Annotated in this window: 9 protein-coding genes; 3 read left to right on the forward strand and 6 right to left on the reverse strand. The window is 31.7% G+C overall.

The window, feature by feature from the left end:
* Positions 1–82 precede the first annotated feature (82 nt).
* Positions 83–649, forward strand: a complete 567-nt coding sequence (locus ACN5J3_RS02080) for a DUF3109 family protein (RefSeq protein ID WP_418510603.1) — start codon at positions 83–85, stop codon at positions 647–649.
* On the opposite strand, the gene ACN5J3_RS02085 is transcribed toward ACN5J3_RS02080, so the two are convergent.
* From ACN5J3_RS02085 to ACN5J3_RS02095, 3 genes are all read right to left on the reverse strand, one after another.
* Complete coding sequence (locus ACN5J3_RS02085; RefSeq protein WP_418510604.1) at positions 650–2,611, reverse strand: tetratricopeptide repeat protein; 1,962 nt, start codon at positions 2,609–2,611, stop codon at positions 650–652.
* A 1-nt stretch (position 2,612) separates the two neighbouring features.
* Complete coding sequence (locus ACN5J3_RS02090; protein ID WP_417290682.1) at positions 2,613–3,347, reverse strand: LytR/AlgR family response regulator transcription factor; 735 nt, start codon at positions 3,345–3,347, stop codon at positions 2,613–2,615.
* Positions 3,348–3,640: 293 nt separating this feature from the next.
* A complete protein-coding gene (locus ACN5J3_RS02095) occupies positions 3,641–5,932 on the reverse strand; it encodes an inorganic phosphate transporter (protein WP_418510605.1) in 2,292 nt (763 codons plus the stop codon).
* A 294-nt stretch (positions 5,933–6,226) separates the two neighbouring features.
* On the opposite strand from ACN5J3_RS02095, the gene ACN5J3_RS02100 reads away from it, so the two are divergent.
* A complete protein-coding gene (locus ACN5J3_RS02100) occupies positions 6,227–6,583 on the forward strand; it encodes a nicotinic acid mononucleotide adenyltransferase (protein ID WP_344727517.1) in 357 nt (118 codons plus the stop codon).
* 72 nt (positions 6,584–6,655) lie between these two features.
* Here ACN5J3_RS02100 and ACN5J3_RS02105 read toward each other — a convergent pair whose 3' ends face one another.
* Both ACN5J3_RS02105 and ACN5J3_RS02110 read right to left on the reverse strand, forming a co-directional pair.
* Positions 6,656–9,526 (reverse strand): TonB-dependent receptor domain-containing protein, encoded by a 2,871-nt coding sequence (locus ACN5J3_RS02105; RefSeq protein WP_418510606.1) that lies wholly within the window; start codon positions 9,524–9,526, stop codon positions 6,656–6,658.
* 151 nt (positions 9,527–9,677) lie between these two features.
* Positions 9,678–10,946, reverse strand: a complete 1,269-nt coding sequence (locus tag ACN5J3_RS02110; RefSeq protein ID WP_418509004.1) for a hypothetical protein — start codon at positions 10,944–10,946, stop codon at positions 9,678–9,680.
* A gap of 212 nt (positions 10,947–11,158) precedes the next feature.
* Here ACN5J3_RS02110 and dgt point away from each other — a divergent pair, with 212 nt between their 5' ends.
* Positions 11,159–12,499, forward strand: a complete 1,341-nt coding sequence (gene dgt / locus ACN5J3_RS02115; RefSeq protein WP_418510607.1) for a dGTP triphosphohydrolase — start codon at positions 11,159–11,161, stop codon at positions 12,497–12,499.
* Positions 12,500–12,508: 9 nt separating this feature from the next.
* Here the strand turns inward: dgt and dxs are convergent, their stop codons facing one another.
* Positions 12,509–14,281, reverse strand: a complete 1,773-nt coding sequence (gene dxs / locus ACN5J3_RS02120; protein WP_418510608.1) for a 1-deoxy-D-xylulose-5-phosphate synthase — start codon at positions 14,279–14,281, stop codon at positions 12,509–12,511.
* Between the last annotated feature and the right edge of the window lie 24 nt (positions 14,282–14,305).

A 14,305-nucleotide genomic window follows, 5' to 3' on the forward strand; every position in this document is an offset into this window, starting at 1 on the left:
ATGGGTTTAATTTTTTTGCAAAAGTAACCATTAATAATTTTTTACAATAAGATTTAAAATAAAGTTTGCCTATTTTTGCAACATGTTTCAATTAGGAAAAACCATAGTTTCAGAAGATATAATCCAAAAGGATTTTATTTGTAATCTTTCTGCGTGTAAAGGCGCTTGCTGTATTGATGGCGATGCTGGAGCACCACTTGAAAAAGAAGAGGCTGATATTTTAAAAGAAATCTACCCAAAAGTAAAACCCTTTTTGCGTAAAAAAGGTATTCAAGCCATAGAAGAACAAGGTACATTTATTACTACTGAAGATGACGAGCTAGAAACACCTCTTATTGATGGTGCAGATTGTGCTTATGTGATTTTTGACAAAAAAGGAACTGCACTTTGTGCTATTGAAGAAGCTTATAACCAAGGTGAAATTTCATGGAAAAAACCTGTTTCTTGCCACTTATACCCAATAAGAGTTAAGGATTACAGTGAGTTTTCGGCTGTAAATTACCATAAATGGCATATATGTGATGATGCTTGCTCATTAGGAAAAGAACTTCAAGTGCCAATATATAAGTTTGTAAAGGAAGCTCTTATTAGAAAGTTTGGTGAAGATTGGTATATGGAGCTTGAAAAAGTATCAAATAATTACCGATAATCACGAAGCTTTGCTTGCAAGGTTTTTTAAAGGTATTTTTACTATAACTTTTGTTCCTGTAGGTGTATTATTATCAGAGTATAAATCTTCTATTTGAATACTGTATTGAGCGTTTAAGTTTTTTGAAAAGTTATCTAATCTAGCTTTTGTAATATTTAAACCAACAGACTTTCGTTGTAATTTACTCTGACTTTTTATTTTTTGAGAGGCAACACGGCCAATGCCATTGTCTGTAATAGAAATGGTAACGTACTTGTTAGGGTTTTTGCTTACCTGTAATGATATTTTTTTCTCTCCGTTTTTTGACGAAAGCCCGTGCCATAAGGCATTTTCTAGAAAAGGCTGTAAAATAAGTGAAGGCACTTTTATATTAGACAGACTTACGTTTTCATCTATAATTACATTGTAATGTATTTTATTTGAAAACCGAATATTTTCAATATTCATGTATAGCGTCATTGTTTCTAATTCATTTTCTAGAGAAATTTCTTTTTCGGTTGAAGCAATGAGAATTTTCCTGATAAGTTTTGAGAACTTATTTAAATAGTAAACAGCATTTTCTTTCTCGTTATTTATTATGTAGAGTTTTATAGAGTTTAATGAATTGAAAATAAAATGTGGATTCATTTGGTTTCGCAACATTTCTTGCTCTAAAGTGATTATTTTTTTTTCATTTCTTAATTGATGTTGCCTGTGTAATATAAATAATATAGCACCTATTAATGCAATACCAACAAGACATAATATGAGTACACGTTTGTTTTGAGCTAATCTTATTTTTACTAACTCATTTTCATTGGCTAAAGCTTTAATTTGATTGTTTTTCTTTTCACTTTCATACTTAATGATTAAATCATTTACATATTGCAAGTTGCGCTCATTGGTTAGTGTGTTGTCAAGTTCAATATGTTTCTTGTAGTAATTTAAAGCTTCTTTGTAGTTTCCTACCTCGTTATTATATTCAGATAGAGTTTTGTAAGTCTCAATTTTAGAGGATTTTAAATTGTATTTTTCTGCAATATTTAATGCGGTGTTTAAATTTTTCTCAACGTTTTTTAAGTTGTTTAATTTCAAGTTTACAAGACCTAAATTTAAATAAGAAGTAGCTATGTAATACTGGTCGTTTATATTTAAAGCTTTTTTTAGTGCGCTATTAATCAATGGTAGAGCTTTTTTGTTTCTCCCTTGTTTTATATAAATACCAGCGATACTATTGTAGCAGATTACACGACCTATTTCAGAGTTTATATCATTGTTATATTTTAATGAGCGTTGGTAATTGTTTAGAGCGCTTTTAAGTAGCCCTTTTGCTTCTTGTGCATATCCTATATTATGATAGTTTATAGCAAGACCTAATTTATTATCAGAGCCCACTTCTATAGTTAGTGACTTTTGAAAAAGTCTTATGGCTAAATCATATTGTTTTAATGCTAAATAGATGTTTCCCATGCTGTTTTGAGATACAGCAATACTTCTTTTTAAGGCAAGTGATTGTGGGTTTGCGGTTTCAGCAAGATCAAGTGCTTGTTTATGATAGTCTAAAGCAGAACGTATGGCATCCATACGTCTGTATACAACTCCTAGCATATTCAAACTTATGGTTTCAAGCTCTATATTTTCTGTTTTTTTTGCTAGTTGTTGAGCTTCTGTATGTGCGTTAATAGCTTTATCATAGAGTGATAGGTTTCGGTATACAATACCAATCATGTTAAGAGCGTAACTTTCTCCTTCGTAATAGTTTGTTTCTTTACTTTTTTTTGAAAGATACATCATTTTTAGAGTGTCAGTTTTGAAAGCTCTAAATATGTTGTCTATATCTTGATAGTTTGATGTTTTAATATCTATAATACTATCTGCTAATGTCTCAAAATTGTTTTGAGAATACCCTTGATAAAAACTCATGCTTATAAAAAAGCAAAACACTTTTATAAATAAGCTATAATATGTAGAGTGAAATGGCATACTATAATTTTTCTAAAAAATCTGATTTACGCTGTCTAGCTACAGGTATTTTGTCATCAGAATCCATAATAACATAACCATCACTTTTTATAAACTCTTTTATTTTGTTTAGGTTTATGATGTAACAATTATGTATTCTAAAAAAGCAGGTTTCAGGAAGTATGGTGTTGACTTCTTTAAGTTTTTTTGTAACAACTATTTTTTTGTCGTTTACCATGTTAAAGGTACTGTAATTACCATCAGATTCTACAAAAAGAATATCCTCTGTGTTTAAAAATATTAGCTTACCATCGGTGTTTATGGTTATTTTCTTTTGATTTAATGATTCATTAAAATTTAAAAGAACCTCTTCAACCTTTGATACGGTTAAATAATTGGTTTTGTGTTTTTTTAATTTTACTATAGTGTCATGTAAGTCATCAGAATCTATAGGTTTAAGCAAGTAATCTATGGCTTCATTTTTTAGAGCTTTAAGCGCATATTCGTTGTAAGCAGTAGTGATAACAACAGCAAAGTCTTTTTTTTCTAATTTTTCTAAAAACTGAAAGCCATCCATAGTTGGCATATTAATATCCAGAAAAACACAGTCTGGCCTATTGGTTTTTAAATAAGCTAGTGCCTCTTCGGGCTTGTTAAAACTGCTGATTATTTCAATGTCTTCTCTAAAATGAGTGAGTTCCCAAGTTAAGCTTTCTATAGCTTTAGGTTCATCGTCTACAATTATTGCTTTTATCATATTATCAAATATAATAATATCTAGGGTTTTGTTTTTAGTTGTTGTAAGGTTGGTAGTGTTTTGTGTGTAAAGCGCTATTTATTTTAAGAAAAATTAAAATTAAACATGTTATAATTACCAATAGTACATTATTTTGTACCAATTATACATTTTTTATTAGTGTTTCAGATAATTTATAGATATTAGCGTTGCTATTAATCAAAAACGCAGTAGTTTATTTTAAAGGGGTAAACTATTAAAAAAGCCAGAATTATTTCTGGCTTTTTATATTTAATAGGTATGTGAGTTTGTTATTACTCTTCTTCGTTTTTAGCTTTTTCTATTATTTTAGCTGGTTCTACAGTGTCATCATGAGCATTATGATACTCTTCAAGTAAATTCATAGTAGCCGTTAATAGATCTTTAGTTTCTAAAAGTAAGCTAAAATACAGTGTAGTGTTTTTAGGGCTCGATTCTTCAGTACGTGTTCTTTCAACTTGTTTTTGAATTTTTTCGGTAACTAAATTAAAAATTCCACGTTTGTTATTTAAGATGTTTCCTATCTCTTCAAATGATTCTGAATCAAAAGCAGCTTTAGTGTCTTTAAATAAGTTTTCTAAACGTTCATCAACATCTTTAAGCTCTTTTATTTGGCTAAACTTAAGTTTTTTGTGATTGTTGTTTATGTGCTTGTAACTTGCTTTAGATATGTACTCTAAAGATTGTGTCATATCTTGTAAATAACCTAAAATGTTGATGTAAAAATTACTTGCTGTAAGACTAGGTTCTTCTAGGTTTTTTATGAAATAAAATAGGTTATCTCTCAAATCATCTATTTCATTAGATAATTTTTCAATGTTCTTTTTATTCTTTTTTAGCGATGATAGGTTTTGTGTTGCTAACCCATTTATAGCACTTGAATAAATCTTGTTTCCTCGTTTTACAACATTGGCAATGTTTTTTGCACTTTCATGAATCACTCCTTGTGTAGAACTACTTTCTGCTCGCTCAAGGCTATCTTCAGCTTTTTGTTCAAGAGATTTTTTTCTGTGTGATAAATAGTTTTTTACTAGTAATATAGCGGCTATTGTAAGTAAAGCTGTTAATGCATAAGCTTTGCCATAAAATAAAATTAAAGCCATTAAAGCAGCAGCAGCAAAGGCACTTAATGCCGTGAAAAACCATCCGCCAATTACATTTAATACTCCAGCAACTCTATATACAGCGCTTTCACTTCCCCAGGCTCTATCAGCAAGTGATGTACCCATTGCAACCATGAATGTTACGTAGGTTGTAGAAAGAGGTAATTTCATAGAAGTAGCAATAGATATAAGTACGCTAGCAACCATAAGGTTTACAGCAGCTCTAACTAAATCAAAAGCTGGTAAATCTTGGCTTTTTGTAGCTGCATAGTTCATTTTTGGTTTTGTAAACTTGGTATCTATTTTCTTTCTTGTATTTTCAGGAAGAATACTGTTAAACCCTTTTGACATAGCTATAGCAACTCTTACAATACCTCTAGATAAAAAGTTAGGCTCAAAGCGTTCTTTAACATCTTCTTGTCTAGATAAATCTACTGATGTTTTAACTACAGCTTTAGCTTTGCTTGAAAACCATAATGTAAGTACCATAATAAGTCCTGCAATAAGTAGCAAGTAAGGTTGTGTTTGCACTTTTTCAGCAAGTATTTCCATACTAAACTCTGAAGGTAATATACCGCTAGCAGACCAAGCTTCAAATGAATTAAGAGCTGCAATTGGTACACCAATAAAGTTTACCAAGTCGTTACCAGCAAAGGCAACAGCTAGAGCAAACGTTCCTATTACAATAATAATTTTATAAATATTTACTTTAAAGAAAGAAATAATAAGCATTGAGATTAAAGACCAAGCAATAAAGCTAATGCCTATAAATGCAAATGTATTTTGCGTAATGGCTTCAATAAAGCCAGCATCCATAAAAGAAGCACTTTTTAAACCTTTTATAAGAATAAAGTACATGATGGCACTTATTGCAAAGCCACTAAAAATAGCTCCGTACCAAGAAGGTTTTTTTTGAAAATTGAATGATAAAAGTATTCTTGATATGTATTGAATTATGGCACCTATAGAAAAAGCAACAACCACAGAGAGTAAGATTCCCAGGATAATTTCTATGGCTTTTTCATTATTAATATATTGGCTTAAATCAAATAATGTTTGCGAATCGTTAGCAGAGATTTTAAGTAAAGCAACGCATACTGAAGCTCCTAATAATTCAAAAACAATTGAAACTGTAGTTGATGTTGGAAGGCCGAGCGTATTGAAGAAATCTAGCAAGAGAATGTCTGTTATCATGACTGCCATGAAAATAATCATGATTTCATCAAACATAAATTGGCTAGGGTTAAATATACCTTTCCTTGCAACTTCCATCATACCGCTAGATGACATTGCTCCCATAGCAACACCTAAACTGGCTACTATCATGATTGTTTTAAAAGAAACAGCCTTTGAACCAATTGCTGAATTAAGAAAGTTAACAGCGTCATTACTAACACCAACAACAAGATCTGCTATTGCTAAAACAGCAAGAGCAACAAGCATATAAATGTAAACGTTTTCCATTTAATCAATAAAAAATAGACATATTAGGTTGCAAATTTCCTATTTTATTAGCAACAGTATGTTAAGCCAATGTTATGTTCTTTTTATTTGTATATGAGTAAATGCTTCAAAATAACGCATTTTTCTGCCTTATTTTATAGCTCTAATGTTAAGTTTTTAATTATTGAATTTTTTAAAGACCTACAAATCAATTAATTATAACTTCAATGTTAAGCCAGTGTTAACTAAATGTTTTTTAAATGTAAATTAATACATATATTTGTTAAGAGAAGTTTAATTAATAAATATTAAGTTATGAAAAAGATAGTATTAGTAGTTATTGTGTTATGTGTTAGTTTTTCTTTTGCTCAAGAAAAGATTAGTCCTAAAGTAGAAAAAATTGGTGATAAAACAGAAGTAACTTATTATTATGATAATGGTGTTGTAAAACAACATGGTTTCTTTAATGAATCAGGTAAATTACAAGGTACTTGGACGAGTTATGATTTACAAGGAAATAAACTTGCTATAGGAAATTATGATAATGGTAAGAAAGTAGGTAAGTGGTTATTTTGGACAAATGAAACACTGAATGAAGTTGATTTTAAAGACTCTAAAATAACAAGTGTGAATGAATGGAAAAGTAAATCTAACATTGCGTTAAGAGACTAATTCGTTAGTGAAAAAATAAAAAAACCCTTTTCAAGTTATGAAAAGGGTTTTTTTATATAATGAGTTCTGTAATTAGAATTTATAGCTGTATCCTAATGAGAATTCTGTTCCTGGATTTCTTTGAGTGAAAATTAAATCACTTGCTCTAAATGACTCATAAAGACTTTCTCTTTCATCTCCAAGTATGTTATTTATCTTTAAATCGATAGAAGACTTCTTCTCTTTACCAAACTTCTTGTTTATTGTAAGGTTTAAGCTATGGAAAGGTTGGCTATATACATCTGGAACAATACCAGAACCAACAACTTCTAAAGCTTTACCTTGTACATTGTAAAATAAACCTGCCTGAAAACCGATATCTTCATTATCGTAATCAAAACCAGCATTTATTAAATATGGCGATTGCCCTTGAAGCTCTCTTTTGTTATCTATAGATTCTCCTGTTCTTGCAGCAAGAAGACGTCTTTCATACTCAATATCAGACATTGTTAATTCTGAATAGATATAAGAAACATTTAAATTAAGCTTTAATTTTTCTAAATTTTCAGTAACAAATCCAAAGTTTTGTCTAAACTCAAACTCCGCACCAAAAACTGTGGCATCACCTAAATTAGCTACCGTAAATTGTTCAGAAGAGTTTGGGAAAAATACAGTTTCTAAAGGGTCTTTAAAACCTTTGTAAAAACCACTTACAGCAAACATTTGCCCTTTGTCTCTAAACATTTCATAGCGTACATCAAAGTTATTAATGTATGTAGGTTTTACAGCGTCATAAATAACAGATCCATCTTGGTCAAATATACCAAAACCATTACCAATAAATGTTCTATTGGTGATAGGGTCAAATATTTGTATTCTAGAAGCTTCTTTAAAAGAAGGTCTTGCTGTTGTTCTTGAGTAAGAAGCACGAACGTTTGATTTTTCTGATAGTGAATAAATAACATTAGCAGATGGATAAAAATCATGCTTGTCTATAGTATTTGCTCTATCATAAACATCTCCTTGCGCTGTTTCTCCAGTATAGTAAAGTTGGTATAACTCCGTTCTTAATCCTAAAACAGTTTTTAGATTTTCACTTAAGTTAAACTCATTAGAAAGATATACTGAATAAACTTGTTGTTCACCTTCATAAGCATTTGAAGGCTTAAATGTTTGATTGTTAGAAGTTGCTACTAAATGGGTTCCGTTGTCATTTTCAGGAGTCCATAAATTTTGATTCATAAGTAGCAAGTTTGTATCGCCATTAGGAACTGTTAAGTTTGTGGCTGTCATAAAGAATTCATCAATACTGAAATCTCTAAACTTGTAAATAAAGTTACCACCTATTTGAAATTTAGCAGGTCTTCCGAATAATTCGTATTTTTTATCTAAATCTGCTTTAAACACCCAGTTTTCTTCAAGTAAACTTCTCCAAATTCTGGTAGGGTTTGTTGTTGTACTTGGGTTGATTATGTATTCACCTTCTTGAGTTACTAATAAAGGTGTAATTCTATGATCTTTATCTTCTACTTTAGAGAAAGAAGGAGATAGTGTCCAGTCAAGTCCCCAACCAGTATCAACACCTAATTTGTGGCTACCGCTTAAGTTAAAGTTTGTAATAGATCTTTCAGTATAAAGTAAAGCGTCTTTTACAACATCTTCGTAAGCACCACCAGTATTATCTTGAGATAAGTCTTGATCAAAATAACCAGCAGAAGACTCTCCGTTTTGTATGTGTAATGTTGTAAATTTATATTTAGATAAATCTGTTTTATATGCCAAACCTACTAATGCATTAACAAGTACTTCGTTTATACCTTCAGAACCTTTTGTGTAAAGAGAGTAACGAGGTTGATAATTGTTTTTATCTGCAGCTTTTATGGTTCCACCATCAATTCTATCTTCATAAAACGTTGTATTGTTTTTGTATGAAGCAGATGCTAAATACCCAATTTTGTTACCGTTTTTAAGCTCGTATTGATTTCCTGCAGTAAACCCTAAACTGAAGTTTGGATTACTTGTTGCTTGTTCTGCTTTAAGTTGTTTTTGAAATCTATTTGTTAAGCTATTTAATAAAAGCTTGTTTTCAAAGGTTCCAGGAATAGGTTGGTATCTGTTTATAGGTCTGTTTCTTGTTCCGTCATCGTATCCAAAAAAGTCTGTGTCTCCACCATCGTATTTTAAATAGTTGTCTTTAAAGTGCATGCTTGGGTTAAAACCAAAACCTACTGAAATACTATATTCTGCTTTTGTAGGAAAGTCTTTGGTAACCACATCAACAATACCACCTGTAAAGTCTGCAGGGTTATTTGCTGCTGCAGATTTAACAACCAATACGTTGTCTATAATGTTGGTTGGAAAAATATCCATAGGAATTGTATTTCTATCAGGATCTAAACCAGGGATGTCTACACCATTTAAAATAGATTTAGTGTAGCGATCACCAAGACCTCTAACGTATACATATTTTCCACCTTGAACTGATACACCAGGAACACTTTTTACAGCACTAGCAATATTGCTTGCTCCTGTCTTTTTTATACTTTGAGCTGATAAACCATCTAATACAACAACAGATTTTCGTTGCATATTAAGGACAGCGTTTTCTGTGTTTCTTTTTACACTTGTTGTAATTACAATTTCATCTAGAGCATTAGGCGCTAATGTCATATCTAAAACAGTAACATCATTACTTTTAATTACTACATCGCTAACTTCTTTGGTTTCATAACCAACGTAAGAGAATACAATGGTATAGGTTCCAGGTTCTAATTCTAAAGTGTATTTACCATCAAAATCAGAAGATGTTCCTTTGCTTGTGCCTTTAACTAAAATATTGGCAAATGGTAGCGGATCAACAAATTCTCCATCAATTACGGTGCCTGTCACCTTTCCAGTTTGTGCATAACCAAACAAAGTAATAAACAACAAAGATAGCGTGATTAGTATTTTGTTTTTTTTCATCTGAGCTTTTTGTTATTTCTTAACTTTCAGGTGTTACTATAAAAAAATAGAGTTTACATTCCTATAGTGTTTCCTAATCTTTAAGAAAGATTTTAAAAAAGCACTAAAGCCTCTTAAAGGATAGCTTTAGTGCTTATAGTTATATTATTGTTTAGAAGTTTAATGCTCCTGCTTCACTAGCGTATGTCCAAGTAAATACAGAAGTATCTGCTCCTACAGTTTGAGAACCTTCAGTTACTGCAGTTGCTTCAGAACCATAGTTTGGAGTAGGTGTAGTACCTGAAGCTGTATTGTTAAATATGTCTAACACGTTTGAAATACCAGCTGGTAAAACAACTTCCCAGTTAGATAATGTTAAGTCTCCATTGTTATAGTTAGTAGCAACACCATCGTTATCTAATTCAACATCAGAGCTATCTTTAAATCCGAATGCATAAATATTGTTGTTTGCTCCCATTGCGTTACTTCTAAAGTCAGCGTACTCACCAGCAGCAGTATCAAGATTACCTTTCATTGTAACATTCTCAAGTGTGTAAGAACCAACAGCAGATCCTTCTGGACCATCAATTTCTAATGCGTGGTCAGAGCTTGCTCCTAAAATGATAACAGCATTGCTTACAGTACCAGAATAAGCTTGGTCAATATCTAAAGCATCATCTCCTTGAGCCCATACTAATAGGTTTGAAGCGTCAACAGTTCCACCAAAGAACTCAACACCATCATCAACGTTACCAACAACCTCAACGTGGTCTATTTCTGTAGTTCTACCAACACCACCTAGTGTTAATCCGTTTATTTCATTTCCATCTCCAATTAAAGTACCACCATGTCTGATTGAAACATATTTGAATTTTCCTGAATCATCATCAGCATCTGTACCACCGTAAAGACCAAAAGTATCATCAGCAGGGATACCTTCAATTTGAGTTTCTTCAATATCTCCTGAAAGAGAACAAGGAGCATATCCAAGAATTAAAACACCACCCCAAAGACCACGATCGTCTTCATCTAGGTTATCTCCTGAAGTTTGTCCACAAGAAATATTATCACTTTCAGAAGTAAAGATGATAGGTTGAGTAGGAGAACCTACAGCATTTATTTTACCACCTCTAGCAACGATTAATGCAGAAGATAAAGAACCTTGACCAGCTCTACCTTTTATAATTGTACCAGGCTCAATAGTTAGGGTAACACCATTTTGCACAACAACTTTTCTGTCAAGAATATAAATATTGTCACTTGTCCAAGTTTCATCTATCGCAATACCACCAGCCTTAATAATAGTTGGGCAAGTCTCCTCATTACCACTGTTTTGGTAAATAGTAGTTTCTTCTATAACTATAGGTGTGTCATCATCTTTAAAACAACCTGTTAAAGTTATTGATAATAGGCCTATAACGGCTAATGTTAATTTTTTCATTGTGTTTTTGTTTTGCGTTTTTTTAATTATGGTTTTTAAGTAAAAATCTTTCGGCAAAGAAACTCTTAAAGTGTAAAGTTTAAGTTACGCAAGAATTAAACATCTGTGATGAAAAGGTTAGATTAATGTTACCTATTATTTGATTGTTTTCATGATTCGAAACAATTATTTAACATTGAAAATAGTATCTTGCAATTCATTTAAATTACATTATGAACTGGGAACAACTACTCTCACTAAAACGATTTGGAGATACTAATAAACGATTACGAAAAGAACAAGACGAAACAAGACTTGGTTTTGAGGTAGATTATGATCGTATTATATTTTCTTCAGAATTTAGAAGCCTTCAAGATAAAACACAGGTAATTCCTTTGTCAAAAACTGATTTTGTTCATACAAGACTTACACATAGTCTTGAGGTAAGTGTTGTAGGAAGAACATTAGGAAGAAAAGTAGGTGTAAAAATTCTTGAAAAACATCCGCATTTGCAAAGTGTTCATGGATATCAGCCTAATGATTTTGGTGCTATTGTTGCAGCGGCAGCATTGGCTCATGATATAGGTAATCCGCCTTTTGGACACTCTGGAGAAAAAGCTATTGGAGAGTATTTTAAGTCTGGTAGCGGTAATTTTTTTGAAGATAAGCTAACAAAAAAAGAATATCAAGATTTGTGTGACTTTGAAGGCAATGCCAACGGTTTTAAGATTTTAACCGAAAGTCGTTCAGGTAGAATAGGAGGTCTTCGTTTAAGCTACGCAACTTTAGGTGCTTTCATGAAATACCCCAAAGAGTCGTTACCTAAAAAGCCAACTCAACATATTGCTGATAAAAAATACGGTTTTTTTCAGCAGGATAAATTTGCATTTATTGATGTTGCAAATGATTTAGGTCTTATAAAAAAAGAGCAAGATGATGCGATAAGTTTCTCAAGACATCCTTTAACCTATTTGGTTGAAGCAGCTGATGATATTTGTTATACTATTATTGATTTTGAAGACGGAATTAATCTAGGCTTGATTAATGAAGATTTTGCTTTAGAATATTTGATAAATCTTGTAAAAGATTCTATACAAATAAAAAAATACAACCAACTTACTAACACCAAAGATCGTGTTAGTTATTTAAGAGCACTAGCTATAAACACCTTAATTAATGAAGCTGTTGAGGTTTTTGTTGCTAATGAAGCAGATATATTAAATGGAACATTTTCTGTGTCTTTACTTGATAAGAGCAAGTATGAAGCACAAATAGATGACATTATAAAAATAAGTGTAGCTAACATTTATGAATCTAAAGAGGTTATTGATAAAGAAATAGCTGGCTATGAAGTTTTAAAAGAGCTTTTGCACGTTTTTGTGGTTGCAGCTACAAATAAGCACAATCAGGAAATGTCTAATTATGATAAGTTAATTTTGAAAGCTTATCCTTCTATTTATAATGCGTCTGATTCACTTTATGAATGTTTGTTAAGAATCTGTAATTATGTATCATTACTTTCTGATAGTAACGCTATTTTAACTTTTAAAACATTAAGAGGTAATCACTTATAGTGTTACGTTTTACAAGTAAGCTAAAAGTGTTTGTTTAATGCTTTCAGCATCTATAGAGCAAAGTTTTTGTAGTTCATCAATAGAGCCTTGTTCTATGAACTTATTAGGTATGCCCAAATTTTTAATACTGTTTTTGTAGTTTTTAGCAGCGGCAAATTCTAAAATACTACTACCAAAACCGCCAGTTATAACACCATCTTCTATTGTAATTATAGAGGTGTGATTTTTCATTATATCATGTAATAATGTTTCATCTAGAGGAGCTACAAAGCGCATATCATAATGAGCAATTTTATCATGATCATTAATACTGTTAATCGCTTCTGTAACATTTTTTGAAATAGCACCAATACTTAAAACAGCAATGTTGTTGCCTTTTTTCAAAAGCACTCCTGTTCCTATTTTAATTTCTTTAAATGATTTTTGCCAGTCTAAAGTTATGCCACGACCTCTAGGGTATCTTATCGCAATAGGTTGTTTTAAATTTCCCATTTGAGCTGTAAACATGATGTCTCGTAACTCAATCTCATCTCTAGGTGCAAAAATTGTCAAATTAGGAATACATCGTAAATAGGCCAAATCAAAGGCTCCATGATGCGTAGCTCCATCTTCACCAACTAATCCAGCTCTGTCTAAGCAAAAAACCACAGGCAGTTTTTGTAATGCTACATCATGAATTATTTGATCATAAGCGCGTTGCAAAAATGTTGAGTATATGTTACAAAAAGGAATAAGACCTTGTGTAGCCATACCTGCTGCCAGTGTTACAGCGTGTTGTTCTGCTATGCCTACATCAAAAGCTCTGTCAGGCATTTCACTCATCATATATTTTAAAGAACTTCCCGTTGGCATTGCTGGAGTTATTCCAACAATGTTTTTGTTTGTCTTTGCAAGTTCTAAAATGGTTTTTCCAAAAACATCCTGATATTTTGGAGGTTGATTTATAAAAGCTTTTTTTAGTAACTCACCAGTTTTTGCATCAAATTTTCCCGGAGCATGATATTTTACTTGGTCAGTTTCAGCTTGTTTTAAGCCTTTCCCTTTTGTAGTGATAACGTGCAAAAGTTTAGGACCGTTTATGGTTTTTAAACGCTCTAATTCATCAATTAACTTATAAATGTTGTGTCCATCAATAGGGCCTGCATATTCAAAATTTAGAGCTTCAAAGATATTGTCTTGCTTTTGAGTGCCTTTTTTTACGTTAGTAAGATATTGTTTTAAAGCACCAACACTAGGATCAATACCTATAGCATTGTCATTAAGAATTACAAGCAGATTTGTGTCACTTACTCCTGCATGATTTAGACCCTCAAACGCCATGCCGCTTGCAATAGACGCATCACCAATAACAGCGATATGTTGTGTTTGTGTATCGCCTTTTAGTTTTGATGCCATAGCCATACCCAAAGCAGCAGAAATAGATGTAGAAGAATGACCTACACCAAAAGTATCATATATACTTTCTTCGCGTTTAGGAAATCCGCTTAAGCCTTCAAGTTGACGATTTGTGTGGAAAGTAGACTTTCTTCCAGTTAATATTTTATGACCATAAGCTTGGTGGCCAACATCCCATACTAATAAATCATTAGGAGTATTAAATACATAATGTAAAGCTATGGTAAGTTCTACAACACCTAAACTAGCACCTAAATGGCCTTCTTTAGTAGCAACAATATTTATAATAAAATCGCGGAGCTCTTTAGAAAGTTTTATAAGTTGGTCTTTTTCTAAAGCTCTTAAATCTTTTGGAATGTTAATAGAATTTAAAAGAGACGTTGCCATTAAGATTAATTATTTGCAAAATTA

This window comes from Corallibacter sp. (genome assembly GCF_048381695.1).
GTDB lineage: Bacteria > Bacteroidota > Bacteroidia > Flavobacteriales > Flavobacteriaceae > Corallibacter > Corallibacter vietnamensis.

Excerpts from the sequence above, each read along its gene's own strand:
- ACN5J3_RS02100 (WP_344727517.1), top strand. The coding sequence starts at position 6,227 with ATGAAAAAGATAGTATTAGTAGTTATTGTGTTATGTGTTAGTTTTTCT.
- ACN5J3_RS02105 (WP_418510606.1), bottom strand. The coding sequence starts at position 9,526 with ATGAAAAAAAACAAAATACTAATCACGCTATCTTTGTTGTTTATTACT.
- ACN5J3_RS02085 (WP_418510604.1), bottom strand. The coding sequence starts at position 2,611 with ATGCCATTTCACTCTACATATTATAGCTTATTTATAAAAGTGTTTTGC.
- dgt (WP_418510607.1), top strand. The coding sequence starts at position 11,159 with ATGAACTGGGAACAACTACTCTCACTAAAACGATTTGGAGATACTAAT.
- dxs (WP_418510608.1), bottom strand. The coding sequence starts at position 14,281 with ATGGCAACGTCTCTTTTAAATTCTATTAACATTCCAAAAGATTTAAGA.
- ACN5J3_RS02110 (WP_418509004.1), bottom strand. The coding sequence starts at position 10,946 with ATGAAAAAATTAACATTAGCCGTTATAGGCCTATTATCAATAACTTTA.
- ACN5J3_RS02095 (WP_418510605.1), bottom strand. The coding sequence starts at position 5,932 with ATGGAAAACGTTTACATTTATATGCTTGTTGCTCTTGCTGTTTTAGCA.
- ACN5J3_RS02080 (WP_418510603.1), top strand. The coding sequence starts at position 83 with ATGTTTCAATTAGGAAAAACCATAGTTTCAGAAGATATAATCCAAAAG.
- ACN5J3_RS02090 (WP_417290682.1), bottom strand. The coding sequence starts at position 3,347 with ATGATAAAAGCAATAATTGTAGACGATGAACCTAAAGCTATAGAAAGC.